The sequence below is a fragment of the Saccharothrix mutabilis subsp. mutabilis genome (genome assembly GCF_039521145.1).
Taxonomy (GTDB): Bacteria; Actinomycetota; Actinomycetes; order Mycobacteriales; family Pseudonocardiaceae; genus Actinosynnema; species Actinosynnema mutabilis.
Genome location: NZ_BAAABU010000016.1, coordinates 99,476 through 125,459, shown reverse-complemented (window position 1 = coordinate 125,459; position 25,984 = coordinate 99,476). Strand labels below are relative to the sequence as shown.

22 protein-coding genes are annotated in these 25,984 nt (G+C 73.0%); 7 read left to right on the top strand and 15 right to left on the bottom strand.

The genetic code is table 11. The features are described from left to right. Nucleotides 1-313 precede the first annotated feature (313 nt). A complete protein-coding gene (locus ABD126_RS27690) occupies nt 314-1,597 on the bottom strand; it encodes a DJ-1/PfpI family protein (protein WP_343936890.1) in 1,284 nt (427 codons plus the stop codon). Then, entirely contained in the window at nt 1,594-2,517 is a 924-nt protein-coding gene (locus tag ABD126_RS27685) for a GlxA family transcriptional regulator (protein ID WP_343936935.1), read from the bottom strand. Before ABD126_RS27685 ends, ABD126_RS27690 begins: the two co-directional genes overlap by 4 nt. A 249-nt stretch (nt 2,518-2,766) precedes the next feature. On the opposite strand from ABD126_RS27685, the gene ABD126_RS27680 reads away from it, so the two are divergent. Together ABD126_RS27680 and ABD126_RS27675 are read left to right on the top strand one after the other, a co-directional pair. Continuing rightward, a complete protein-coding gene (locus tag ABD126_RS27680; protein WP_343936889.1) occupies nt 2,767-6,735 on the top strand; it encodes a hypothetical protein in 3,969 nt (1,322 codons plus the stop codon). A 22-nt stretch (nt 6,736-6,757) separates the two neighbouring features. After that, nucleotides 6,758-7,234 carry a hypothetical protein gene (locus tag ABD126_RS27675; RefSeq protein ID WP_343936888.1) on the top strand — a complete coding sequence of 159 codons (477 nt, stop codon included), beginning with the start codon at nt 6,758-6,760 and terminating at the stop codon, nt 7,232-7,234. Between the two features lie 138 nt (nt 7,235-7,372). Here ABD126_RS27675 and ABD126_RS27670 read toward each other — a convergent pair whose 3' ends face one another. The 4 genes from ABD126_RS27670 to ABD126_RS27655 form a co-directional block, all read right to left on the bottom strand. Then, complete coding sequence (locus ABD126_RS27670; RefSeq protein ID WP_343936887.1) at nt 7,373-8,209, bottom strand: SDR family oxidoreductase; 837 nt, start codon at nt 8,207-8,209, stop codon at nt 7,373-7,375. Nucleotides 8,210-8,228: 19 nt separating this feature from the next. After that, the gene (locus ABD126_RS27665; protein ID WP_343936886.1) at nt 8,229-9,149 is read right to left on the bottom strand and encodes a GNAT family N-acetyltransferase; all 921 of its coding nucleotides are present in this window, start codon (nt 9,147-9,149) and stop codon (nt 8,229-8,231) included. Next, entirely contained in the window at nt 9,146-9,742 is a 597-nt protein-coding gene (locus ABD126_RS27660) for a dihydrofolate reductase family protein (RefSeq protein ID WP_343936885.1), read from the bottom strand. Before ABD126_RS27660 ends, ABD126_RS27665 begins: the two co-directional genes overlap by 4 nt. A 141-nt stretch (nt 9,743-9,883) precedes the next feature. Continuing rightward, nucleotides 9,884-13,201 carry an error-prone DNA polymerase gene (locus tag ABD126_RS27655; RefSeq protein ID WP_343936884.1) on the bottom strand — a complete coding sequence of 1,106 codons (3,318 nt, stop codon included), beginning with the start codon at nt 13,199-13,201 and terminating at the stop codon, nt 9,884-9,886. Between the two features lie 203 nt (nt 13,202-13,404). On the opposite strand from ABD126_RS27655, the gene ABD126_RS27650 reads away from it, so the two are divergent. After that, nucleotides 13,405-13,572 (top strand): hypothetical protein, encoded by a 168-nt coding sequence (locus ABD126_RS27650; RefSeq protein ID WP_343936883.1) that lies wholly within the window; start codon nt 13,405-13,407, stop codon nt 13,570-13,572. Between the two features lie 430 nt (nt 13,573-14,002). Continuing rightward, nucleotides 14,003-16,549 (top strand): rifamycin-inactivating phosphotransferase, encoded by a 2,547-nt coding sequence (rph, locus tag ABD126_RS27645; protein WP_343936882.1) that lies wholly within the window; start codon nt 14,003-14,005, stop codon nt 16,547-16,549. Nucleotides 16,550-16,567: 18 nt separating this feature from the next. Here the strand turns inward: rph and ABD126_RS27640 are convergent, their stop codons facing one another. The 3 genes from ABD126_RS27640 to ABD126_RS27630 all read right to left on the bottom strand — a co-directional run bounded on the left by ABD126_RS27640 (nt 16,568) and on the right by ABD126_RS27630 (nt 20,236). Then, nucleotides 16,568-17,584, bottom strand: a complete 1,017-nt coding sequence (locus ABD126_RS27640; RefSeq protein WP_343936881.1) for an acetamidase/formamidase family protein — start codon at nt 17,582-17,584, stop codon at nt 16,568-16,570. Next, nucleotides 17,581-19,047, bottom strand: coding sequence for an APC family permease (locus tag ABD126_RS27635; RefSeq protein WP_343936880.1), 1,467 nt, complete (start codon nt 19,045-19,047; stop codon nt 17,581-17,583). Before ABD126_RS27635 ends, ABD126_RS27640 begins: the two co-directional genes overlap by 4 nt. A 79-nt stretch (nt 19,048-19,126) precedes the next feature. Further along, complete coding sequence (locus ABD126_RS27630; RefSeq protein ID WP_343936878.1) at nt 19,127-20,236, bottom strand: ABC transporter substrate-binding protein; 1,110 nt, start codon at nt 20,234-20,236, stop codon at nt 19,127-19,129. Between the two features lie 48 nt (nt 20,237-20,284). On the opposite strand from ABD126_RS27630, the gene ABD126_RS27625 reads away from it, so the two are divergent. After that, nucleotides 20,285-20,710, top strand: a complete 426-nt coding sequence (locus ABD126_RS27625) for a MarR family winged helix-turn-helix transcriptional regulator (protein ID WP_343936876.1) — start codon at nt 20,285-20,287, stop codon at nt 20,708-20,710. Nucleotides 20,711-21,237: 527 nt separating this feature from the next. Here the strand turns inward: ABD126_RS27625 and ABD126_RS27620 are convergent. Continuing rightward, the gene (locus ABD126_RS27620; protein WP_343936875.1) at nt 21,238-21,687 is read right to left on the bottom strand and encodes a DUF1877 family protein; all 450 of its coding nucleotides are present in this window, start codon (nt 21,685-21,687) and stop codon (nt 21,238-21,240) included. Between the two features lie 95 nt (nt 21,688-21,782). Beyond that, nucleotides 21,783-22,154, bottom strand: a complete 372-nt coding sequence (locus ABD126_RS27615; protein ID WP_343936874.1) for an HNH endonuclease — start codon at nt 22,152-22,154, stop codon at nt 21,783-21,785. A 120-nt stretch (nt 22,155-22,274) separates the two neighbouring features. Here ABD126_RS27615 and ABD126_RS27610 point away from each other — a divergent pair, with 120 nt between their 5' ends. Beyond that, entirely contained in the window at nt 22,275-22,673 is a 399-nt protein-coding gene (locus ABD126_RS27610) for an STAS domain-containing protein (protein ID WP_343936873.1), read from the top strand. A 137-nt stretch (nt 22,674-22,810) separates the two neighbouring features. On the opposite strand, the gene ABD126_RS27605 is transcribed toward ABD126_RS27610, so the two are convergent. Next, nucleotides 22,811-23,473 (bottom strand): type 1 periplasmic-binding domain-containing protein, encoded by a 663-nt coding sequence (locus ABD126_RS27605; protein ID WP_343936872.1) that lies wholly within the window; start codon nt 23,471-23,473, stop codon nt 22,811-22,813. 166 nt (nt 23,474-23,639) lie between these two features. Next, nucleotides 23,640-24,386: a DeoR/GlpR family DNA-binding transcription regulator gene (locus tag ABD126_RS27600; protein ID WP_343936871.1), complete on the bottom strand. Its 747-nt coding sequence runs from the start codon at nt 24,384-24,386 to the stop codon at nt 23,640-23,642. A gap of 49 nt (nt 24,387-24,435) precedes the next feature. On the opposite strand from ABD126_RS27600, the gene ABD126_RS27595 reads away from it, so the two are divergent. Beyond that, entirely contained in the window at nt 24,436-24,846 is a 411-nt protein-coding gene (locus ABD126_RS27595; protein ID WP_343936870.1) for a DUF4406 domain-containing protein, read from the top strand. Here ABD126_RS27595 and ABD126_RS27590 read toward each other — a convergent pair. Both ABD126_RS27590 and ABD126_RS27585 read right to left on the bottom strand, forming a co-directional pair. Next, complete coding sequence (locus ABD126_RS27590; protein WP_343936869.1) at nt 24,843-25,277, bottom strand: hypothetical protein; 435 nt, start codon at nt 25,275-25,277, stop codon at nt 24,843-24,845. The two genes, ABD126_RS27595 and ABD126_RS27590, sit on opposite strands and share 4 nt — an antisense overlap. Before the next feature lie 100 nt (nt 25,278-25,377). Further along, nucleotides 25,378-25,941 (bottom strand): DJ-1/PfpI family protein, encoded by a 564-nt coding sequence (locus ABD126_RS27585; protein ID WP_343936868.1) that lies wholly within the window; start codon nt 25,939-25,941, stop codon nt 25,378-25,380. Nucleotides 25,942-25,984 lie beyond the last annotated feature (43 nt).

Genomic DNA, 25,984 nt, shown 5'->3' with positions numbered 1-25,984 from the left:
GGCGCGGTACGCAACCAGCCGACGAGCACCGCCACCTCAGCCTCGGTCGCCGTCTCCCGGGCAACGCCCAACAGCCACAGCACCCGAAACCAGCGCAGCAACCCGAACGCGCAACTGCGGCCGGTCAGCGGACTGCCGTCGCCCAGAGCCAAGTCCCGCAAGTACTCCGTGACATCGACAACCTCAACGCCCCCCGAGTCGTGGACAACGAACGGCGGGTGGATTCGCTCCACCTTGACGACGGATCCGACTCGGGGCACGGACGTACGGCCTTCCATCAACTGGCGGCGAAGGTCCACTGGCTTCTCCTTGATCAACGAGAAGCGCCACGATCAACCAGTGGGAGATGGTGCAGACAACTGAGCAGCACCGCCACGCCCGTGGCGGCGAGCAGGGTCAGCACGAGCAGCGCCGTCGGACGCCACGGCCACGCCGGCCCGCTCAACGCGAGGTGACCCGCCGGGTACTCGGTGAACGTCGCCGCCGCCCGCGCGGTCGCCCGGTCCCCCGTGGCGGCCAGGTCGCGCAGGGCCGCGTCGAACGGCGACTCCCCGGCGGCCACCGCCAGGCGGGTGACCGGGACGCCGTGGGCCGCCGCCCAGCCGTCCAGCGCCGAGTCGAACGCGATCAGCCGGGTCAGGTCCGTGGTCCGCGAGGGCAGCAGCCGCAGGCCGTGGCGCGTGGTCGTCCGGTCCGCGGGTGCGACCGGCACGGTGGTGGCGGCGAACGACGAGCCCGAGTGGGTCTCCAGCACGGCGGCCAGCGCCAACTCGTCCACGCCGTCGGGCACCGCCACCCCGGTAGTCGGCCTGCCCCACGGGAAGGCGGCGTTCAGGGCGTACGGCAGGTCCGCCGGGGCGTAGGAGTGCGCCTCGATGTCCAGCGAGCCCGTGCGCGACCACCCCGGGTACGCCACCCGCCGGCCCACCGCATCGGCCTCGGCCGGTCCGGCGAGCCGCTCCACCACGCGCAGCGCGCCGACCACGCCCGAGGTGACGCCGGCCGTGGTGACGACCGGGCCGTCCTCGACGTACCGCTTGCCCGCCAGCCACGACGTGCGCGGGTAGTCCGACCGCATGTCCGGCAACGCGGACCAGAACGTCGTCGCCGACCGCCCGTCGAGCACCCCCGCCGCCGCCAGCATCTTGGCCCCCGCGCACACGCCCAGCACCACCGCGCCGCGCGCCGCCTGCGCCGCGACCCACGTGCGCAGCGCCGCCTCGCGCGGCCCGTTCCAGTCGACCACGGCGGGCACGACCACCACGTCCGGCGCCCGGTCCAGCCCGGTGAAGGTGGTGTCCGGCACGACGTGCAGGCCACCGGAGAACGTCACGGGCGCCAACGTCTCCGCCACCACCCGCACCGCGAACCGGTCGGACGCGGCGAACACCGCGTAGGGGGCCAACGCGTCCGCCGCCACCGTCCCCGAAGATCCCGCCGCGACGGCCACCAGCACCCGATCCGGATCGGCCGCCCGCGCCGCCGCAAGTTCCCCGCCGGGCGCGGCCGGGAAACTCCGCGCCATCGACACCCCGACACCGCCCGCGACGACCCCGCCGACGAGCAGCACCGCCGCGGCGACACCCACCCACCTCATGCCCGCCCCCGCACACCGCTGGGCGAGACCCCGTACCGCGCGCGGTAGAGCCGGCGCAACTGCCGGGCGTCGCGGAACCCGGTCCGACTGGCCACTGTGGACACCGGGAGGTCGGTGGCGGTCAACAGGTCGTCGGCCAGCGCCAGCCGCAGGCGCTGCTGGAACTCCAGCGGCGTGATCCCGGTGGCGGCGGTGAACGCCCGGCTCAACCCGCGCGGCGACAACCGCACGCGGGCCGCCAGGTCGGCCAACGTGTGCCGTCCGGACAGGTTCTCCGCGATGTGGTCCTGCACCACGTGCACGGCGTCGTCCACATGCGACCGATGTTGCAGGAAGGGGCTCAACTGCGCCCCCGACCCCGGCCGCCGCAGGTACACGACGAGGCTCCGCGCGACCGCCGCCGTCACCGCCGACCCGTGGTCGCGGTGCACCAGCGACAGGGCGAGGTCGATCCCGGACGCGATCCCGGCACTGGTGCTGACGGGCCCGTCGTGCACGAACAACACACCGTCCTGCACCCTGGCCCGCGGATACCGCCGCCGCATGGCGTCGAGCAGCTCCCAATGCGTGGTGCACCGCCGCCCGTCCAACAACCCGGCCTCCCCCAACGCCGCCGCCCCACTGCACACGGCCGCGAACGAAGCCCCGGACCCACTCACGTCCCGCAACCACCGGACCACCCGGGGATCGACCAGGGGTCCCCGGGCGTCCAGCCGGGTGCCAGGCACCAGCACGAGGTCCCCAGCGGACACATCCGGCAGCGGACCGAGATCCGCCAGCCGCAACCCCTGCGCACTGACGACCCCGGCCTCAACCCCGACGAACCCGACCCGGTACCGCCCGCCGTGCTCGGCGGCGGCATCGAACACCTGCACAGGCCCAGCCAAATCCAGAAGGTTGACAGCCGCCTGCACGACCACCACGACCCGACCATCCACACCCCGAACCTACGCGGCCCGACACCCCGGACATCAGGCCGCAACCGGTCGAGCTGCGGACGGATCAGGCACTCGGCCCGGGCAACTCCCCGGCCCGGGCCGAGCCACCCGCCCGGTCGTCGAGCCGGAACCGGGGCGCCGTGACCGCATTTGTGCGTTGTGGGAACCCGAGGTCCGGGGTTCTCGTGTGGGGTGATCGGCTGGGCGTGACCGCGTGGATGGGCTGCTTCCTTGGCGAACGGTGGTGACGAGGGCGACGGCGCCCGGACCGCTCAGACCGGCGTCGCGTCCGACGCGGGGATCGTGGTGCAGGCGGGCGGGGACGTCACGTTCGTGCACAACGGCTCGTTCCGGCCGGGCGCCGGCCCCGCTCGCGGACCGAGCGCCCCGGGCGGCCCGCGGTCGACCCGACCGATGTACCTGCGGCAGGTCGACCGGATCGCCGCCCCGCGGCTGCTGGACCGGGAGCGCGAACTGGCCGAGCTGGAGGACTTCTGCCTGCGCGAGGACCGCGGCCCGTACGTGTGGTGGCAGGCCGGTCCGTGGGCGGGGAAGTCCGCGCTGCTGGCCGCGTTCGTGTCGGACCCGCCCGAGTCGCTGGCCGGTCGCGTGTGGCTGGTGTCGTTCTTCGTCACCGCCCGCCTGGCCGCGCAGGACACCAGTGACGCCTTCACCACGGCGGTGACCGCGCAGCTGTGCGAACTGCTGGGCGAGGAACCGGCCCTCGGCGTGGACGAGTCGGTCCGCGAACTGCTCATGCTGGACCTGCTGTCCCGGGCGGCGGCGACGTGCCGGGCGGCGGGCGGGCGGCTGGTGCTGGTGGTGGACGGGCTGGACGAGGACCGCGGCGTGACGACCGGTCCCCACGCGCACAGCATCGCCGCGCTGCTGCCCGGCCGGCCCGAGCACGGGATGCGGGTGGTCGTCGCCGGCCGGCCGAACCCGCCGATCCCCGACGACGTGCCGGACTGGCACCCGCTGCGCGACGCCGCCGTCGTCCGGCCGCTGTCGGGCTCCCCGCACGCCCGCGACCGGCAGCGGCTCGGTCAGTCGGAGCTCAAGCGGCTGCTGCGCGGCGGACCGGTCGAGCAGGACGTGCTGGGACTGCTCACCGCCGCCCGCGGCGGGCTGTCGCGGTCGGACCTGCGCGTGCTGACCGGCGCCGGCCTGGTGGAGGTGGAGGACGTCCTGCACACGGTGGCCGGGCGGACGTTCACCCGCCGGCCCGGCATCGCCGGTCCCGAGGTGTACCTGCTGGGGCACGAGGAACTCCACACCGCCGCGTGCGACTACCTCGGCCCCGAGCGCCTGGCGGCCTACCGCGCCCGCCTGTTCGCCTGGGCCGACGGCTACCTCGCGCCCGGCGCGGGCCGCGCGGCGTGGCCGCCGGAGACGCCGGAGTACCTGGTGACCGGCTACCCCCGCATGCTCGCGACCATCGGCGACGCGGCCCGCCTGACCGCGCTGGCCACCGACCGGGTCCGCCACGACCGGATGCTCGACGTGAGCGGCGGTGACGCCGCCGCCCTGGTCGAGATCACCACGTGCCAGGACCTGCTGCTCGCCGCGCCCGGCGCCGACCTGCTCGCGCTCGCCCGCCTGTCGGTGCACCGCCACGAGCTCCAGACCCGCAACTCGCACATCCCGACCGAACTGCCCGCAGTCTGGGCGGTCCTCGGCCACACGGCGCGCGCCGAGGCGCTCGCCCGGGGCGTCACCGACCCGCACCACCAGGAGCTTGCCCTGGAACTGCTCGCCGACGCGGTGGCGGCGACGGGCGACGCCGGGCACGCGGAACAGATCGTCCGCGGCCTGCCGGACGTGTCGCAACGGGCCCGCGCGCTGGCGCGGGTGGCCGCCCGGCTGGGTGCGACCGGGCACGCCCGGTCGTTGGCGGGCAAGGCCGACGTCCTCCTCCGCACGATCACCCGCTGGCACGAGCACACCGCCACGCTCATCGTGCTGGCCGGGACGTGGGCCGCGTTGGGCGAGCACGACCACGCCGTCCGGCTCGCCCGCGCCATCCACGACGACCACGAGCGGGCCCGGGTCCTGACCACCCTCGCCCGTGCGGCGGCCGTGGCCGGTGACCGGCGCGGCGCACGCCGACTGGCCGCCGACGCCGAGCAGATCGCGCACCGCACCACGGACGACGAACTCCGCGCGACCCTGCTGGCCGGCCTGGTCGGGGTCGCCGTCCGCACCGGCGACCACGAGCGGGCCCACGACCTGGTCGCCGAGGTCGACCGGATCGCCGGCCGCATCACCGACCCGCGCGACCGGTCCTGGGCGCTGGTGGGACTGGTCGAAGCGCTGACCGCGATCGGCGACCACGACCGCGCCCGGTCGGTCGCCCGGGCCATCCCCCGCCCCGGCGACGGCGTGCGGGCGTTGAGGCTGGTGGCGCGCGACTCCGCCCACCCGGCGGCACCGCACCCGGCGCACGACGCGGAGCGCCTCGCCCGCACCATCACCGACCCGCTCGACCGGGCCCGGGCGTTGACCGCGCTGGCCCGGGACGCCGCCGACACCGACCCCGGTTCGGCACGCCGGCTGGCCACCGAGGCCGAGCAGCTGGCCCGGGCCATCACCAACCGGTACCGGCACACCCGGACCCTCACCGCGCTGGCCGGCGCGTTGGCCGCCATCGGCGAGCACGAGCGCGCGAACCGGACCGCCCACCGCATCACCGACCCGACCGACCGCGGGCGGGCGCTGCTCGACCTGACGCGGTCCGCCGTGGCCGCCGACGTCCCGGGTGTGGCGCACCGGCTGGTCGAGGAGGCCGAACAGCTCGCCCGGGAGATCACCGACCCGCAGGACCGGGACCGGCACCTGGTCGAACTGGCCAAGGCGGCGTGGTCGGCGGGCCTGCCCGAACGCGCGAGCCGGATCGCCGACGCCGTCGCGGATCGGGCGGCGCGCACGGAAGTCCTGTCCACCCTGGCTTCGCTGATGTCGGCGTCCGGTGACCACGCCCGCGCGGCCCGGGTGGCGCGGGGCATCCCCCGACCCGACGACCGCGCCCGAGCGTGGGTCGAACTGGCCCTGGCCCGCGTTCGCGCGGGTGACCCGCCGGCAGCGCGGCGACTGGCCGAGGACGCCGCCGCGACCGCCCGCGAGGGCAGCGATGTGGCGCAGAAAGCGCATGTGCTGGCACGACTGCTCGAAGCCCTCACCACCAAGGAGCGCTACCGCGCCAGTCGCCTGTCGGACGTCGCCGCGGAGATCGCGGCGGAGGGGTTCACGCCGACCCGAGCCAGGACGACGGCGGAATTCATCGAAGCCCTGTCCGCCACGGCTGACGAGCGGTCCGCCCACCGCCTGACCGTCAGGGTGGCGCGGCTCGCCGGGACCATCCAGCACACCACCTCGCTGGAGCACATCGCCCACGCGTTCGCCGTTGTCGGAGCGGAGGAAGAACTCCGGACGGTCGTCGACCGGTTGGCGGCCCGCAACGGCTGGACGTCCGCGTGGACGGAGGTCGTCGAGGCGTTGATCACGAGCGGTCATCCCGAGCGCGCGGTGCGGATCGCCTTCGACATGTCCCGCGACCACGTGCAGGCGGTCACCTTGTCCCGGCTGGCCGAGTCCCTGGCCGACCGGAACGAGCACGCCCTGGCGGGCCAGGTGGCGATCAAAGCCGCGCGGAAGGCCCGGTACACGCTCGACCCGGACGTGCGGGCCGCTGTTCTTGCCGAATTGTCCGACACGCTCGTCGCGGCAGGAGACCACGAGCGAGCACGCCGGTTCGTCACCGAGGCCGCGCGCATCACCCCGCGCCACTACGGACGGGCCGCCGGGCTGGCCAGGACCTTCGCCGCCGCCGGCGACCTCGAACAAGCACGCCTGCTCGCCACCGAAGCCGCCCGCCTCATCCGCAGCACCGGCGACCCGGACGGCCAGGCCGCCGCACTCGCCGGGCTGGCCAGGACCTTCGCCACCGCCGGCGACCTCGAACAAGCACGCCTGCTCGCCGAGGAGGCCGCGCGGATCGTCCACCGCGCCACCCGCCCCGACCGGAAGGCCAAGGCGCTCACGGCGCTCGCGGTGGTGGCCGACCTCTACGGCGTCGAGCGGTTCCTGGGCGAGGCGTTGGTGACCGGCGCGTGGCCGACGATCCTGCCCGTGCTGGCCCGGCTCGACCCGCGGGTCGTGGTGGAGATCGCCGACGAGTTGGAACGGTCGGACACCGGCTGACCGCTTTGGCACACTGTCGGTCATGACCACGACACGGACCGCGATGACCGCGGTGGCCCTGTCCTGCGTGCTGTTATCCGCGTGTGGCAGCGGTGACCGCCCCGGGTTGGACGAGGACGGCGAGCTGGGGTCGGTCGGCACCGCCGCCGGTGAGCAGGGTGCCCGCGAAGCCGTCCGCGCGTACCTGGACGCCTGGGCGTCGGGCAACCGCGCCATCGCCTGCGGACTGCTGACCGCTCAGAAAGCACGCGCGTTCGCCGCGAGCGCCGGTGACGGCGACTGCCCCTCCGCGTTCACCAACGTGCACACCCGCATGAGCGAGGAGTCGCGCAAGACGTTCGAGGACGCCCAGGTCGTCGAGGTGAAGCTGAGCGCCGGCGACAAGATCGCCCGGGTGCAGCTGTCCCAGAAGCTCGAAGGCCCGCTCAACGGCGACGACGACATCCGCTTCGAGTACACCACCGGCCGCTGGCAGACCGAGGAGTACCCCAAGGGCTGACCGCCGGCACCGCCAGGACCGCCAGGACCGCTAGGACCGCCGGCACCGCAACGACCGCCACGGCCGCTCGACGCGCGCACCCCGATCCGCGCGTCGAGCGGTCGCGTTCGGCCGGGCCCGCGCGTCGAGCGGCCTGGCTCAGGGCTTCGGGATCGCCTTCTCCGCCGCCCGGCTGACCTCTTCCCACCGCGCCCACGTCTCCATGCGCCGCCTCGAAATGTCGAAGGCGACGTCGTAGACCATGCTGCCCAGCAGCAGCCGCAACGGCGGGTCGTCGCCGGCGACCAGCTTCAGCACCGCCTCGGCGGCCAGGCGCGGTTCGCTGTCCGCCGACCCCTCCGCCCACTGCTTGGCCAGCTCCTCGCGCAACGGGTCGTAGACCGGGTTCGCGGTGGCCTGCCGCATGCTGGTGTAGAGGTCCGTCCAGTACTCGCCCGGCTGGACGATGGTCACCTTCACACCGAACCCGGCGGCCTCGGCGGCCAGCGCCTCGCTGAGCCCCTCCAACGCGAACTTGCTCGCGCTGTAGAGCCCGGTGCTGGGGAACCCGCCGAGCGCGCCGATGCTGGACACCTGCAGGACGTGCCCGCCGCCCTGCGCCCGCAGCACCGGCAGCACCGCCTGGGACACCCACAGCGCGCCGAAGAAGTTGATCTCCATCTGCGCGCGGGCGTCGGCTTCGGAGAACTCCTCCACCATCCCCATGAACAGCGCGCCCGCGTTGTTGACGACGATGTCCAGCCGCCCGAACTCGCGGGACGCCTCGCCCACGACGTCGAACACCGCCGCGCGGTCGGTGACGTCCAGGCGCAGCGCCCGCAGCCGGTCCGGGTGGCGCTCGACCAGGTCGTCCAGCGGGGTGACGTCCCGCGCCACGCCGACGACCCGGTCACCGGCGGCCAGCGCCGCCTCGGTGAAGGCGCGGCCGAGCCCGCGCGAGGCCCCGGTGATGAACCAGACCCTTGACGATTCCATGTCTCCCCCAGTGGTGTCGCTAGTTCCAGGCCATGTTGATGGCGCGTTCGAAGGTGACGTACCCGGCGCGGGCGAACGCGGCGGCCATCGGCGTGTTGCCGACGTCGGTGGCGGCGCGGACGCGCGGCACGTCCTGTTCCGCCAACACGCGGGTGCCCTCGGCGAGGATGCCGTCGACGTGGCCCTTGCCGCGGTGCTCGGGCAGGACGCCGAGGTAGGCGATGATGGCGTGGTAGGAGTTGCGGGCGGGGAGGACGAAACCGACCGGCTCGCCGTCCACCGTCGCCACCCGCCACCACTCGCGCGGGCTGGAGAAGGTCGCGAACTCCTCCTCGTAGTGCTTGACCGCGGCGTCGTGCGGCGACAGTTCCGCCAGGTCGGCCCGGCTGTGCGCGTCGAGGGTGCCGTCCAGGGCGCGGGCGGTCAGCGCGATCAGCTCGTCGTGGTCGGCGAAGGCGCGGAAGGACAGGCGCGGGTCCGCCGCGGGCACGCCGGCGTCCGGACGCCATTCCAGGCGCAGGCGTTCGACGGTCAACCGCGCACCGGCCTTCTCCAGCACGGACATGCGGGTGTGGACCGGGCCGGGGTCGTCGCGCCAGTCGGCGGGCAGGTAGCGGCCGTACTCGGGCGGCGTCGCGCCGGGCGGGAGGACCGCGGCGGCGGCCTTCTCGTACAGCGCCGAGGCGACCTCCGTCGCGTCGGGCACGTCGTCGTCCAGGTCGAGGACGTCCAGCAGCGACGGCGTCGGCTCGCCGCCGCGCCCCCACCAGGCGACCCGCGCCACCGGGCGGCCGTCGCGCAGCGCCAGCCACATCCACCCCGGCTGCCGGCGGCCTTCGGCGAGGTCGTCGGCCAGCTCGTGGTTGAGCGTGTAGGGCAGGCGGTTGAACAGGTCGATCTCGTCGGGCCCGGTGATCGGGCGGAGGGTCACGTCGGTCACGCGGCCCCCGTCGCGGCGCGGTCGTAGGTGAGGAACAGCGAGCCGCTGTCCAGGCGGACGTGGTCGGTCAGGGTCCAGTTCCGCACGTCGAACCCGGTGCCCGCGCCGAACAGCGGGACGCCCGAGCCGATGGTGAGCGGGGCGAGCTTGACGATCAGCCGGTCGATCTCGGGGTACAGGGCCCCGGCCAGCGCGCCGCCGCCGACCAGCCAGATGTCCTTGCCGTCCTCCTGCTTCAGCGCCCGGACCGCCTCGACCGGGTCACCGGCGACGACCTCGACGTCCGTGGTCCGCAGGGTGCGGGAGAACACGATGTGCCGCAGGTGCGGGTAGGCGTCCGGGACGCCGGCCCCGAGCCCGATCTCGTAGGACTTGCGCCCCTCCACCACGGTGTCGAACCGGGTCCCCTCGGCGGTGACCCCGAGCGCGTCCCGCGCCGGCCCCGGCAGGGTCTCGGGGAACTCGGCGACCATGTGCCGCAGGTAGTCCTCGGCGATCGGCCAGAACCCGCCGGGCCCGGTGGGGTCGGCCCCGTCGGGCCCGGCGATGAAGCCGTCGAGCGTCGAGGCGATGTAGTACACGAGCTTGCGCACCAGGTCTTCCCTTGCCGTGCTGGTCGGCCGGCGCCGGACGGGGACGCCCGACACCCATGCGGCCGAACGGGTGATGATCACAGCCTTCCCGCGCGGCGGAGAAATATCAACAACCGATGGTTCGCCGACCGCCGGCCGGGTTCACCGGAAGTCGCGGGATTTGAGGGCCAGGCGCAGGTCGAGGGGCCGGATGTGGTCGGCCACCAGGTTGATCGCGCCGGTCGCGTTCTCGACCTTGCCGCGGATCAAGAGGGCGTTGCTGTTGCGGGCCGTGTTCTTGTGGAGGTTCCACAGGCCCACGCTGACGACCACGTTCGTCATGCCCGTTTCGTCTTCCAGGTTCAGGAACGTGATGCCGCCGGCGGTGCCGGGGCGTTGGCGGTGGGTCACCACGCCGCCGATGCGGACGCGGGTGCCGTCCGGCACGTGGGCCAGTCGGGAGGCGGGGAGCGCGCCCAGGGAGTCCAGGTAGGTGCGGACCAGGTGGACGGGGTGGGTGTCGGGGGTGATGCCGGTGCCCCACAGGTCGGCGACCACCAGTTCCCACGCGGTCATGCCGGGCAGGGCCGGGGCGGTGGTGACGCTCGCGGTGCCGGGCAGGGTGGTGGGGTGTTCACGGGCCGCCGCGCCGGCTTTCCACAGGGCTGTGCGGCGGTCGGGTTCCAGGTCGGCCAGGGCGCCGGCGGTGGCCAGGGCTTCCAGTTGCGGGGTCGTGAGGTTGGTGCGGCGGGCCAGGTCGTCGAGGCTCGTGTACGGGCCGTGCTGCGCGCGGTGGTCGGCGATGAGGGTGGCCACGTCGTCGCCGAGGGTGCGGACGCCGGCCAGGCCCAGGCGCACGGCGTGCCCGCCGGTGCCGGCCGGGTCGGGTTCGAGGGTGGCGTGGGCGAGGCTGGTGTTGATCCCCGCCCGGCGGACGCGGACGCCGTGGCGGCGGGCGTCGGCGACCAACGACTGCGGCGTGTAGAAGCCCATCGGCTGGGCGCGCAGGAGCGCGGCGCAGAACGCGGCGGGGTGGTAGCACTTGAGCCACGCGCTGGTGAAGACCAGGTGCGCGAACGCGAGCGCGTGGCTCTGGGGGAAGCCGTAGCCGCTGAACGACTGGACCTGCAGGAACACCTTGTCCGCGAGTTCGCCGTGGATGCCGTTGGCGGCGGCTCCCCGGTAGAACCGGTCCCGCAGTCTGTCCATCTTGGACAGTGCGCGCTTGGACCCCATCGCGCGGCGCAGTTCGTCCGCCTCGCCGGCGCTGAACCCGGCCGCGTCGATGGCGATCTGCATGACCTGCTCCTGGAACAACGGCACGCCGAGGGTTTTGTCCAGGGCGCGGGCGAGCAACGGGTGGTCGTGCTGCCACGGTTCGCCTTGGCGGCGGCGGATGTAGGGGTGCACGGAACCGCCCTGGATCGGGCCGGGCCGGATCAGCGCGACCTCCACCGCCAGGTCCCAGAAGTCGCGGGGCTTCAGGCGCGGCAGGGTGGCCATCTGGGCGCGGGACTCGACCTGGAAGACCCCCACCGTGTCGGCCGCGCACAGCATGTCGTAGACGTTCGGGTCGGCCAGGTCGAGGTGGGCGAGGTCGACGTGGAGACCGTCGTGCTCGGCGATCAGGTCGCGGGCGTAGCGGACGGCGGAGAGCATCCCCAGGCCCAGCAGGTCGAACTTCACCAGACCGGCGGTCGCGCAGTCGTCGCGGTCCCACTGCAGCACCGTCCGGCCGGGCATCCGGGCGTGCTCGACCGGCACGACCTCCGACACCGGCCGGTCGCAGATGACCATGCCGCCGGAGTGGATGCCCAGGTGGCGCGGGAAACCCTCGAACTGCGCGGCCAACCGCCACACCGCCGCCGGGATCGGCGTGCGGCTGTCGCGGTGCTCGGCGGCGGCGCTGTGCACGGTGCCCCACCCGTCGACGCTCTTGCTCCACGCGTCCTGCGTGCCCGGCGGGAAGCCCAGCGCGCGGGCGGCGTCGCGGATCGCCGACTTGGCCCGGTAGGTGATGACGTTGGCGACCTGGGCGGAGTGGCGGCGGCCGTGCTTGTCGTAGACGTACTGGATGACCTCCTCGCGCCGGTCGGACTCGATGTCGATGTCGATGTCCGGCGGCCCGTCCCGCTCCACCGACAGGAACCGCTCGAACAGCAGGTCCCAGCGCACCGGGTCCACGTTGGTCACACCGAGCGCGTAGCAGACCGCCGAGTTGGCCGCCGAACCCCGCCCCTGGCACAGGATGTCGTTGCGGCGGCAGAACTCCACGATGTCGTGCACGATCAGGAAGTAGCCGGGGAAGTCCAGCCGCTCGATCACCTCCAGCTCGTGCTCGATCTGCGCGTACGCCCCCGGGTTGGACCCCGGCGGCCCGTAACGCTCCCGCGCGCCCTCGACCGCCAGCTTCCGCAGCCACGACGCCTCGGTGTGCCCCGGCCCGACCGGGAACGGCGGCAGGCTGGGCGCGACGACCTGCAGGTCGAACGCGCATTCCATGGCCAGCAACGCCGTCCGCGTCACCGCGCCCGGGAAACGCGCGAACCGCGACGCCATCTGCGGCCCGGACCGCAGCGCCGCCGCCCCGAACGGCGGCAACCACCCGGCCATCTCGTCCAACGACCGCCGCGCCCGCACCGCCGCCACCGCCGTCGCCAACCGTCCCGCCCGCGTGTGCGCGTAGTGGACCTGGTTGGTCGCGACCGTCGGGACCCCGGCGTGCTCGGCGAGCCCGGCCAGGACGTCGTTGCGCAGCGAGTCGCCGGGCAGGGCGTGGTCCACCAGCTCCACCGCGACGTTGCGCCGCCCGAACCGGTCGACCAGCCACGCGAGCCGCTCCCCCGCCGCGCACGGCCCCTGCTCGGCCAAAGCCTTGCGCACCATGCCTTTGCGACACCCGGTCAACGCGAGCACGTGCCCGGCCAGCTCGTCCACCACCTCGTCGAGGTCGTAGACCGGCCGCCCCTTCTCCCCGCCCCGCAGGTGCGCCGAGGAGATCACCGAGCACAGCCGCCGGTACCCCTCCGGACCGCGCGCGACCAGCAGCAGGTGCTCGCCCTCCGGGTCCGGGACGCCGTTCTGCGGCGCCGACAGCCCCAGGCTCAGCTCGGCGCCGTACGCGGTGTGCACGCCGAGGTCGCGTGCGGCCTCCGCGAACCGCACGACCCCGTACATCCCGTCGTGGTCGGTCAGCGTCACCGCGTCCAGGCCGAGCCGCGCGGCCTCCTCCACCAGCTCCTCGGGGTGGCTGGCCCCGTCCAGGAAGCTGAAGTTGGAGTGGCAGTGCAGCTCGGCGTAGGGCACCCGCACGGCCCCGGGCCGCTCCCGCGTGACCCGCCGCCCGACCAGGTCCCCGGCGCGGGTGTACCCGTCCGCGCCCCGCGGCGCCGCCATCCGCCGCCCGTCGGCGTCGACCCGCCCGGACAACGCCCGTTCCAGCTCACTCCACGGCACCTCGGGCCGACTGTCGAACCCCACTGCACACCTTCCCCGGGCATCACGACGCCGTGGGGAAGCCGGCGGGCACTCGACCGGGCGAACGCACTCGGCCGAGCGGTCGAACACAGGTTCGACTATTCCTAGTCGATGCGAATCACGCCCGCAAGTCGGCCGCCGCGGCCACTCGATCAGGTTCACCTGCGCGGACACGTGACGACCGCACGCTCGGGTAGGCCACGACCATGACCAGCGACACCACGACTCTGCTCGGGCAGACCGCGGTGACGCCGGACGGGCGGCTGGGCCCCGCCCGGTCGATGGCACGGCGCGACTTCCTGGACGACTTCGACGAGTCCACCCGCGACCGCCTGGGCCTGCCCGCCCTGGCCGAGCGCGGCGCGATGACCTGACCATCCACTGTGGACAGCCGCAGTGACCCGCGTCACCTGACCGCGATGATGTTGGTACGCCGAAATCCCACCCAAGAGGGCAGTACCCACTCGGCTCGTGATCGTCGTGCCGGTACGCGGTCTGGATCGCCGTCGGCTTCGTCCTGCTCGTCATGACCCTGGTCACCGTGCTGACCATGCGCGCCCGCCGCCGCGACCGGGCCCCGCTCACGCCCCCGCCGTACCCGCGGGTCCCCAACCACTACGAGCCCTGACGAAAATGAACATGGCAAGGAGAAGACCTCTCCCTGCCATGTTCAACTTATAGCAGCCAGGGGGTCTTGCGGCAAGGCCCCGGTAAGGGCGCACACTCTCCGCCGTGGCCATGGCCTGCGGAAATTCGTGGCGGCAGGGATGCTGTCACCGCAGGCGAACGGGGGAAGGCGTACGAATGCACAGCTACGTGCTCGGTTTCCGGGAGATCGACCAGGCGCAGGTCGCCGTTGTGGGCGGTAAGGGGGCGCATCTCGGCGAGCTGTCGCGGATTGACGACGTTCAGGTGCCGGATGGCTTTGTCGTGACCACCAATGCGTTCAAGCGGGTTCTGCGAGACGCCTCGGACCTGGGTGACCGGCTGGACGAGTTGGCGCGCGTCGACGCGGACGACCGGGAGGCGATCCGGGCGTCCAGCGCGGAGATCCGGCGGATCATCGAGAAAACCGAGGTTCCGGACGACGTCGTCGGGGAGATCACGGCCGCGTTGCGGGAACTGGGCGAGGCGACCGCCTGTGCGGTTCGGTCCAGCGCGACGGCCGAGGACCTGCCGGGGGCGTCCTTCGCGGGGCAGCAGGACTCGTTCCTCGACATCGTCGGGCAGGACGCGGTCCTGGAGCACGTCAGGCGGTGTTGGGGGTCGTTGTTCACCGAGCGGGCCGTGGCTTACCGGGCGCGCAACGGGTTCGACCACCGGAAGGTGCACATGGCGGTGGTCGTGCAGCGGATGGTGTTCCCGCGGGCCGCCGGTGTCCTGTTCACCGCCGACCCCGTCACGTCCAACCGGAAGGTCGCCGCGGTGGAGGCGGTGTTCGGGCTGGGTGAGGCTCTCGTCTCGGGGATGGTCAACCCGGACCGCTTCAAGGTGCGTGACGGCGAGGTCATCGACAAGGCGATCGTCGCCAAGGAGGGGGTCGAGCCGGAGCGGAGCGGGCAACCCGCGCTCACCGACGACCAGGTCGTGCGGCTCGTGGACCTCGGGCGTCGGATCGAAGCGCATTTCGGCCGCCCCCAGGACATCGAGTGGTGCCTGGTGGACGACGACTTCCACATCGTCCAGAGCCGGCCGATCACCACGCTGTTCCCCGTCCCCGCCACGACCGACCAGGCCAACCACGTCTACGTCTCGGTCGGCCACCAGCAGATGATGACCGACGCCATGAAGCCGCTGGGTCTGTCGGTCTGGCAGCTGACGACCCCGCGCCCCATGGCCGAAGCCGGCGGACGGCTGTTCGTGGACGTCACCCCGTTCCTCGCCTCCCCCGCGGACCGCGCCGGGTTCCTCGGCGTCACGGGCAAGTCCGACCCCCTGACCGAGGACGCGCTGCGGACGATCGTCGACCGCGACGGCTTCCTCCCCGCCCCCGGCGACGGCCCGGTCCCGCAGGTCCCCGGCGCGGCCCCGGCCGCGGTGGAAACCGACCCGGCCCTCGTCACCGAGCTGGTCGAACGCGCCGAAGCGTCCGTCGCCGCGATGGAGGCGGAGATCCGCACGAAGTCCGGGACCGAACTCCTCGACTTCATCCAAGAGGACATCCAGGAGCTGCGCCGCGTGCTGTTCGAGCCGCGCAGCATCGAGGTGATCATGGCGGCCATGCAGGCGACCTGGTGGCTCAACGAGAACCTCCGGGAGTGGCTCGGCGAACGCGACGCCGCCGACACGCTCTCCCAGTCGGTGCCCCACAACATCACCTCCGAGATGGGCCTGGCCCTGCTCGACGTCGCCGACGCCATCCGCCCGCACCCCGAGGTCGTCGCCTTCCTGCGCGAGACCGAGGACGAGAACTTCCTCGACCACCTCGCCGACCTCGACGGCGGCACGGAAGCACGCGACGCCATCACCGCCTACCTCGCGAAGTACGGCATGCGCTGCGTCGGTGAAATCGACATCACGCGGCCACGCTGGAGCGAACGCCCCTCGATGCTCCTGCCGCTGATCCTGTCCAACATCAAGAACGCCGAACCCGGCGAGGCCGCGCGGCGGTTCGAACGCGGCCGGCGGGAGGCGCTGGCCAAACAACAGGAAGTCCTGCGACGGCTGAAGGCCCTGCCCGACGGCGAGCGCAAAGCCGAGGAGACCGAGCGGAAGATCGACCTGGTCCGCACGTTCATCGGCTACCGCGAGTACCCCAAGTACGGCATGATCAGCCGCTACTCCCACTACAAGCGGGCCCTGCTCGCCGAAGCCGACCGCCTGGCGCGGGCCGGCGTGCTGGCCGAGCCGGAGGACGTCTTCTTCCTGACGTTCCAGGAGATCCGCGAGGTCGTGCGCACGAACCGGGCCGACCACGACCTCATCCGCCGCCGCAGGGACGAGTTCGCCTCCTACGAAGCGCTCACGCCGCCCCGCGTGCTCACGTCGGACGGCGAGGCCGTCGCCGGGGCGTACCGGCGCGACGACCTGCCCGCCGGCGCGCTGGTCGGCCTCCCGGTGTCCGCCGGCACGGTCGAGGGCCGGGCCCGCGTCATCCTGGACATGGCGCAGGCCGACCTCGATCCCGGCGACATCCTGGTCACCGCGCACACCGATCCCAGCTGGTCACCGCTGTTCGTCGCGATCTCGGGCCTGGTGACCGAGGTCGGCGGCCTGATGACGCACGGCGCGGTGGTCGCCCGGGAGTACGGGCTGCCGGCCGTCGTCGGCGTCGAGCACGCCACCCGAACCATCCGCGACGGCCAGCGCATCCGGGTCAACGGCACGGACGGCTACATCGAGGTCCTGTGACGCCGGGACCGCGGCCCGCTACCGTTCGGCCAGGTAGCGGGCCGCGGTCGCGCGCAGCCGGGCGTGGATGCCGTCGTAGGCGGTGGCCCGCCCCAGGACCGTCTTGGGCAACTTCGCCACCATCGTGTAGTTCGTGTCCACCACGTTGCCCGCGGGGGCCAGCCCCGCCTGGCTGACCAGCTGGTAGGCGTCGAGCGCGTCCAGCCCGAGCAGGCCGGCCGTCCACCCGACCAGGTCGTGCTGGCTGATGCGGAAGGCGTCCTCCAACGGCCGCGCCGACCCGGTGGACATGAGGTGGTCGTCGCTCTCCAGCCGGGGCCAGGCCGGGGCGGCGCCCTTGATCAGGTCCACCACGACCACCGTGGACATCGCCGCTTCCACGGCCGTGCCGCACACTTCGCCCTCGCCCTGGCGGCAGTGGCCGTCGCCCAGGGAGATCAGCGCGCCGGGCACGTTGACCGGGAAGTACGCCGTGGTGCCCGCGCGCATCTCCGGGGTGTCCATGTTCCCGCCGTGCGCGCCGGGGCTGATGCTCATCACCACCTCGTTCGCGGCGGGCGCCACGCCGACGGTGCCGTGCATCGGGTCCAGCGGCAGTTCCACCTGGAAGTCGCCGCCGCGCGCGTGGAACCGGCACACGCCCTTGGCCACGTCCACGTCGTAGCGCCAGACGCGTTCGGGCAGTGCGTCGTGCAGCATGGCCGTGGTGTGGGTCGCGGTCAACGCCCCGAAGTGCGGGAACGTCGTGGAGACGGCCCAGTCGCGCAGCGGGCGGATGTCCACGAAGTGCACCGCCACCGCGTCCCCCGGCTCCGCGCCCTCGACCGCGATCGGCCCGGTCACCGGGTTGAGGTAGGGGAAGGCGCAGACGCGGCTGGGCAGGTCGTCCACGGTGCGCACCGCCCCGCCGAAGCAGTCCTCCGTGGACAGTTCGACCACGGTGCCCGGCCGCACGGTCAGCAGCGGCTCCCGCCCGCCGAAGGCGTAGGCGAGTTGTCCGGGCTCGGGGGTCAGGCGCACGACCTCGATGCTCACTTGTTCTCCTCCGTCGCGGCGATCGGCGACTCGCCGGTCTGCGTTCCGCTGGTTTCCGGCTCGCCGGATTCCGGCTCGCCCGTTCCCGTCCCGCCGATGCCGGACAGGCGCAGCCCGCGCCCCGTCACGAGCAGGACGACCATCAGCACGATCCCGCCGCCCAGCCACACCAGTCCGCTGGTCTGCGCGGCCAGTTTCGCGTTCACCACGACGAACGCGAGGATGGCGAACCCGATGACCGGCGCGACCAGGTGCTTCCACCAGTCGCGGCTGCGCCGCCGGACCATGTAGTGCACCACCACGGCCACGTGCAGGAACAGGAACGCGATCATCGCGCCGAAGTTGACCAGCGAACTCATCAACGTGATGCCGTCCTCGCGGGACTGCATGTAAAGGCCCAGCGCCAGCGAGACCGCGGCGACCAGCAGCGTGGCGTTGACCGGCACGCGCCGCGTCGGGTGCACCCTGGCCAGGAACTTCGGCAGGCTCCGGTCGCGGGCCATCGCGTACAGCAGCCGGGAGGTCGCCGCCTGCGCGACCAGCGAGTTGGCGAACCCCCACGCCACGGCGGTCGCGGCGGCGGTCAGGACGGCCAGCCACTCACCGCCGGCCACGCGGGCCGCGTCGTAGAACGCCGTGCCGCCGGGGTCGCCGTCGGTGACCAGGGCTCGCGGGTCGGGCACGAGCATGGCCGCGACCCACGTCTGCACCACGAACAGCACGCCGACCAGCAGCAGCGCGGCCACCATCGACCGGCCGATCGCCCGCGCGGACTCGCGGTTCTCCTCGGCCAGCGTGGAGATGCCGTCGAACCCGAGGAAGCTCAGCACCGCGATGGACACCGCGCCGAGGACCAGCGGCCACGAGAACGTCTCACTGGTGAAGAACGCGTCGAAGCTGAAACCCTGCCCCTTGCCCTGCGCCACCGCGACCACGCCGATGCCGACGAAGACCGCCAGCACGATCAACTCCGCCACCAGCATGATCCGGTTGACCCGGGCGGTCATCTCGATGCCCAGGTAGTTGACCGCGGTGTTGAGCAGCACGAACAGCACCAGCCACAGCCACACCGGCACGCCGGGCACGAGCGAGTTCATCGCCACGCTGGCGATGAGGTAGAGCAGGCCGGGCACCAGGACGTAGTCCAGCAGGACCATCCACCCGGCCAGGAATCCGACCGGCGCGCCGATCCCGCGGCCCGCGTAGGTGTAGACCGAGCCGGCCAGCGGGAACGCCTTGGCCATCTGCGCGTAGGAGTTGGCGGTGAACAGCATGGCGACCATGCCGATGGCGTAGGTCAGGGCGACCATGCCGCCGGAGCCCTGGAACACGCCGCCGAAGATGCCGAACGGGGCGATCGGCACCATGAAGATCAACCCGTAGACCAGGAGGTCGCGGAAGCCGAGCGAGCGCCGCAACTCCTGGGTGTAGCCGTATCGGCCCAGGTCCGTGTCCTGGCTCATCGCCGTCCTCCTCGCCACGCGACAGTGCGGCGAAGCCTAGACCGACTCCTTCCAGATGGAAAGGTTTCATCTAGAAAGATCAGAGGCGGGTGATGACGGTGAGGTCCAGGCCGTCGGCGCGGGCCAGGTAACCGCCCGGGACCGGCGGTCCCAGGGTCCCGGCGGGCCACGCGCTCGGGGTGGCCAGCAGCCGGGCCGCCTCGCGGCGCGCGGCCGACGCGGTGAGCCCGCCGCTCGCGGCCAGGGCGGCGGCCAGCAGCACCCCGTCGTAACAGCCCTCGGCGTAGGCGTCGAGCACCGGCGCGCCGCCGCCGAACAACGCCCGGTACCGCTCGGCCAACGCGATCCGCCGGTCGTCGCCCTGCCCCGCGAAGGACCGCATGGCCGCGTACAGCTCGCCGGTCTCGTCGCCACCGGCGGCCAGCAGGACGTTCTCCTCCAGCGCCCCCGACAGCCGCACCACGCGCTGCGCCAGCGCCGACGCGGCGAACACGCGGTTGAACCGGGCCAGGTCCCGGCCGACCAGGCTGACCAGCACGGCCTGCGCCCGCGCCCGGGCCAGCGCGGCCACGATCCGCTCGGCGTCGATCCCCGGGCTCGGGAAGGGCACCAGCCGCTCCCACACCACCTCCGCGCCGACGTCGCGGACGATCGCCGACACCGCCCGGTGCACCGCGCGCGGCCAGATGTAGTCGCTGCCCACCAACGCCCAGCGGCGCAGCCCGCGCCCGGCCACCAGCCGGCGCACGGCGGGGGCGAGTTGGCGCGCCGGGGAGTCGCCGAGCAGGACGACGCCCGGCAGGCGCGACCCGCCTTCGTGCGGCGGGGTGAACACGTACGGCACGCGGCCGTTGAGGGAGCGTTCCAGGGCGCGGTGGACGTCGCTGGTGTGGAAGCCGACGAACGCGTCGACCAGCCCGACCACGCCGGCCGCGTCGGCGGCGACCTCGTGCGGCGCGCGCCCCGCGTCGAGCAGCACCAACTCCACCCGCCGCCCGCGCACCCCGCCCGCGGCGTTGACCTCGGTGGCCGCCAGCGCGGCGGCGGACAGCCCCGACGGGCCGGTCAACCCCAGCGCGCCGGACAGCGGCAGGAGCACGCCCAGGCGCAGCGCACCCGGGTCCGGCCCGGTCACCGCGACCTCGACCCGGTCCCGCACGACCGCGCGCACGACCGCGGTGGAGTCCATGGGGGTCACAGTATGCTCGGTGTCCAGGCTCCCGGAGGAAGGCTCGTCATGGCTGGTCGGCACGGCACCGAGGTCGGACGTGCGGACCTGGTCGACCTGCTGATCCGGGCCCAGCGCGCGCTGGTCCGGGACCTGGGCGCGGTGCTGGAGGAAGAGGGCTTCACCGTCGACCAGTGGCGGGTGCTGCGCGCGTTGGCGGCGGAGGAACGCACGATGGGCGAACTGGCCACCGCCCTGGAGATCCCGCACCCGACCCTGACCCGCGTGGTGGACGCGCTGGTCGACTCGGCGCTGCTGTACCGCTCGCAGTCCGAGCAGGACCGCCGCCGCGTGTCGGTCCACGTCTCGCCGCTGGGCCACACCAAGCTGGACCGCCTGGAGTCCCTGGCCGCCGCGCACGAACAGGCGCTGGGCGGACGGGTCGGCGTGGACAACGTCACCCGGTTGACCGACCTGCTGCGCACCCTGCCCTGAATCGCGGCCCGGCGGGCGTCGGTCCTCGCCGTGAGGCCGCCGGCCTGCTTCACGCAGTACCAGGTCCACACGTTGTGCGGGTGCTCGTTCGTGACGTCGGCGAAGCCGAGCTTGCGGCAGAACTCCCACAGTTCACGCCGCCGAGCACTGCCCGCCGCGGGCTTTCCGCGGCGGCGACCCCGAGCAGAGCCGTCGCCAGCGCTCTCGCTGTTTTGGTCATCATCGAGATTTCCTGGGATGGACGAAATCCGCCGAGCGCACCGTTCGACCCGACGCTTTCGGACATAGGAGCCGACTTTCCGTGTCGGCAATGCCCGCTGGGGGTGCACAACGGGCCATTCCATGGAACCCGACAACCACCGGGAAAGGAGGAAAAATGCGGTGACGCGCACTATTGGTGACGTTTTCCCGGGCGGTTGACCAGGGCAGGCGTCACCCGCGCGTTCGGGCACCGGCGACAGTGACCTTCCCCGATTTGCGCGTTGTGCGGGCGGCCCACGCCGACCCGGGCCGCCGCCGTGGGGGCGTCAGAAGCTGAAGTGCCGGATCGCCGCGTCGCCCGCCGCCGCCGTCTCCGCGAAGAACGTCACCAGCGCCGGGTAGTGGTCCCGCAGGTAGTCGAGGTCGTCGGCGTCCCACATGGTCCCCATCGGGTAGACCTTCCCCTCGTTGAGGTTCGCCGGGGTGCAGTGCGGCTCCAGCACCGAGAACGGGGTCTCGCCGAGCCGCTTCGCGGTGGCGGCGACCATGGCCGCGTCCCACGCCATGAGGGTGGCCTCCTCGTCGATGGGGTCGCCGTCCTCGTACAGCTCGACGTACACGTCGGCCGACATGAGCAGGTACTGGATGCCGGCCCACGCCTTCTCCAGGAAGCAGTACGGCCGCTCCTCGTCGTCCACCTGCTCCATCGCCCACTCCGGGTCCTCGAACGCCCGGGCCAGCTCGTCCGGAGTCACCCGGGTGAAGGACAACGTCATGCCCACGAGGTCACCACTCCCCCATCAACCGTTCCGATCTCGACGCCCAGCCTCCCACGCCCGCGCACGCCGTGGAGGCGGATCGGCGATCTTGGTCAGTCGCTCGCGACGACCCCGGGACCGAAGCGCGGCGCCAACTCGGCCCGCACCCGCACGTGCCGCAGGAGGAACGCCCGTTCGTCCAACCGCTTGCGCCGCAACCACGCGGTCACCTCGGCGTTGCACTTGCTGGCGTTGCACGACGCGCAAGCGGGCACGATGTTGTCCATTGTGTACCGACCGCCGCGCGACAACGCCTGCACGCAGTCCTTCTGCAACGCGGTCCCGGTCGCACCGCAGTAGGCGCAACCGCCCCACGCCTCCTTCAGCGCGGTCCACTCCGCCGCGGACAGGTCGTTCTCGGCCCGCTCCATCCGCCGCTTCCGCTTGCGCGCCGCACGCACCCGCCTGCTGCCACCCACAGCCATGCGCCGGACCCTACGCCCGTCGCCCGCCCGCGCGGTCGAGGCCCGCCGGAGGTCGTTTCCCGGCGCCCCGCCCGGGGTACGTGCCAGGGCGTGAACCACGACCTTGAGCAACCAGGGTCCGTGCCGCTGGACCGTCAGCACCCCGACGTGGCGGTCCGGACCACCCGACGTCGGGGCGTGGTGTTCGCGCACGTGCGCGGCGAGGTGGACACCGCCAACTACGACGTGGTCCGCGCGGAACTGCTCGGCTGCCTGGACAACGGGTCCACGGCCCTGGTGGTTGACCTCGCGGACGTGGAGTTCTTCGGGTCGATGGGCATCGCCGTGCTGGTCGAGGTGCGCGAACACGTCGACCGGCTCGGCATGGGGTTCGCGGTCGCCGCAGGGCACCGCGTGGTGGTCAACCCGATGCGCGTGACCCAGGTGGAACGCCTGCTGACCCTGCGCCCCACCCTGGAAGACGCCATCGCCGCCGTGGAACGCCCGCGGGAGGGTGGTTTCTCGTGGTGGTCGCCGTAGCGGGAGGCGGCCCCTGACCATCGGGGGGAGAAGCCAGGGACCGCGTCCGACACCGGATCGGGGGGAGGTCCGGCGCCGCCAGGCAGTGTATGCGGCGCGGCCCAGAATTCAACAGTGCACGAATGGTGACCTTTCTACTACACAACGTAGTAGGCGGCGATCGGCACCTCGGCCGCCACCGCGCCGAACCCGCTGAACACCGCGCTGAACCCGTCGCGGGTCGCCCGCCCGAACTCGTCGTCGTCGAACGCGACGGCGGCGGACTTCGCCCCGAGCACGCGCGAGGTGTAGCCGGCGAGGAAGTCGTTCTGCGTGCGGCTGCCGAACATGCTGCGGAAGTACCACTCGCTCTCGTCGGTGATGCGGGCGGAGCCGGCCGTCGGCGTGATCGCGGGGATGCCGGCCGCCTTGTAGACCGGCAGGGCCGCCAGCGCGGCGGCGGCGACCCCGATCCACCTGCCGGTGCGGGAGGGTCGGCGCGGCCGGGCGCGCACGGGGTCCGGTCGCGGCGGTTCCACGAAGTCCGCCACCTCGTCCGGGGCTCGGGAGGCGACCCGCTTGAGCGCCGCGCGGGCCCGTCGGGTGTCCGGGTCGACTTTGAGGTCGTAGGCGCGGTCGAGGCAGAACCTGCGCTCGGCGTCGTCGGTGACCAGGTCGGCCAACCACCACCAGGCGGGCTCGTAGCCGGCGTCGAGGGCGAGCGCCCGCCCGAGCAGCGCCCGCGCCTCGTCCGGGTCCGACTCGCGCAGGCGGATGGCGCGGTGGGTGAGCGTGACGGCGCTGTCGCGCTGTTCCGGCACGGGCGGGGCCTCCGGTCCTCGGCGGACGTGCGCGTCAAGGCTGGTGGCGAGTGTCCGAAGTGGACATCCCACCGCGGGTTGACGACGTGGTCGCGGTGCGTGGGCGGGTTCACCCGGCCGGTGCGCCGTGGCCGCAGTTCTACGGGGAATGGCGGCGCTTTGGGGATCAGGCGTGGATCACCGGCACGTCCAGGGCGCGGAGGGTCGGGGTCGTGGCGGGCGCGTCCGTGATCACGCCAGCCACCTCCGGCAGCGGCACCACCGCGAACCTCGACACCGCGCCGATCTTCTCCGAGCTGGCCAGCACGTACGTGTCCGCCGCCTGGTGGGCCAGCGTCCGCTTCATCGCCGCCTCGTCCGCGTCGTCCGTGGTCAGGCCGTACTCCTCGTGCACGCCGGTCACCCCCAGCAGGAACACCTCCGCGTGCAGGCCCCGCGCCGCCTCGACCGCCGCCGCCCCGCACGCGACCATCGAGTGCTTGAACAGCCGTCCGCCGATCAGGTAGACCTCCACGTCCCGGTGGTCGGCCAGGGCACTGGCGACGGTCGGGCTGTGCGTGACGACCGTGGCCCGCAGGTCCAGCGGCAGGGCCCGGACGACCGCCAGGGCCGTCGTGCCGCCGTCGACGATCGCGGTGCTGCCGGGTTCGACCAGGGCCGCCGCGCGGGTCGCGACCCGCTCCTTGCCGGACGTCTCGACGCCCTGCCGGGTCGCGTAGTCGGCGATGGCAGGCGAGATCGGCAGCGCACCGCCGTAGACCCGTTGGCACAGCCCGGCCGCGGCCAGCTCGCGCAGGTCGCGGCGGATGCTGTCCTCGGACATGCCCAGTTCGGCGGCCAGGTCCTTGGCCACGATCCGCCCGTCGGTGCGCAGCCGCTCCAGCAGGAGATCGCGCCGTTGTGCCGCCAGCATGCCTGTTCCTCCTTGTTTCTTCCGATTGTTGCACACTACGGTGGGCGGCATGGCGAAACCACTCATGATCCTCATCGCGGGCCCCTACCGGTCGGGCACCGGCGACGACCCGGAGTTGATGGCGCGCAACCTGGCCCGCCTGGAGGAAGCCGCGTGGCCGATCTTCCGCAGCGGGCACGTGCCGATGATCGGCGAGTGGGTCGCGTTGCCCGTGCTGCGCGGGGCCGGTGGCGACGGGCCGACCGACCCGGTGGCGGAGGGGATCCTGTACCCGACCGCCGAACGGCTGCTCCAGCACTGCGACGCGGTCCTGCGGCTGCCCGGCGAGTCGACGGGCGCGGACCAGGACGTGCGGATCGCGCGCGAACGCGGGTTGCCGGTGTACCACCGGGTCGAGGAGATCCCCGGCTACCGGGCCGGCTCCGCCGGGCAGTCCGACGCAGCCGGCCCGGGTCGCTAGGCCGCCGCCGTCGCGCAGGGCGTGGTCGGCGGGGTGGTGGACGTGCCCGAGGACGGGGACGTCGTCACCGGCGGGCCGGCCGAGGCGGGCCGCGTGCCGCCGCACTGGTCGACCTCCAGGCGGCGGTCGACCTGGTCGCTCTTGGAGAACACGACGTACTCGGTGCCGACGGTCAGCTCGTAGCGGCACGAGTAGTTGATCTGGGTGGTGACGTAGACCCAGCGCGGGACGTCGCCCTTGTACTCCGTGTGCACCTTCACGGTGTAGCGGTACTTGTGGTTGTAGCCGTCCTTCTGCTCGATCTTCCGGGCGACGACCAACCCGCTGAAGACGTACTTCGCCTGCTGGTAGCGCAGGGCTTCGTTGCCGGGGAGGCAGACACACGCGCTGGCCGGACTGACCAGGACCGCGGTGAGCAACACGGCGGCCATGGTGACCACCCCGGCCGCGTGCGCCAGTAATCGAAGACGCGTCACAGTATCCCCCTCGGGAGGAGTGTCACGGCGGCCCGGACCCAGCCTAACGACCCCGTCAGGCGCGCTGCGGCACTTTCGCCAAGACGCGCATGAACGCACGGGACCACTCCGGCAGGTCCGGCCAGCCGCGGCAGGACACCATCGCCCCGTCCACCACGTCGGGCGCGTCCACGAACGTCGCGCCGGCCTGCTCCACGTCCACCTGCAACGGCGGGTAGGCGGCGGTCGTGCGCCCCCGGAGCAGCCCCAGCGCGGCGGGCACCTGCGGGCCGTGGCAGATGGTGCCCACGGGGAGGTCGTGGTCGAAGAAGTGGCGGACGATGCGGTCCACGTCCGGGTGCGTCCTGATGTGCTCCGGGGCCCGCCCGCCCGGGATGACCAGCGCGTCGAACCGCTCGGGGTCGACGTCGGCGAACGCCAGGTCCACGGGCAGCCGGTGGCCGGGCTTCTCGGTGTAGGCGTCGCAGTCCGGCTCGAAGTCGTGGACCACGAGCTTGACCGGCCGCGTGGTCGGAGCGGCCACGACCGCCTCGTGGCCGCCCTCGCGCAGCCGGAACACCGGGTACATCGCGTCCAGCACCTCGGCGGCGTCGCCGGTCAGCACCAGCACCCTGGCCATGCTCGCTCCCCCACTGGATCGAACCGGTTCCTGTCCGCCGACC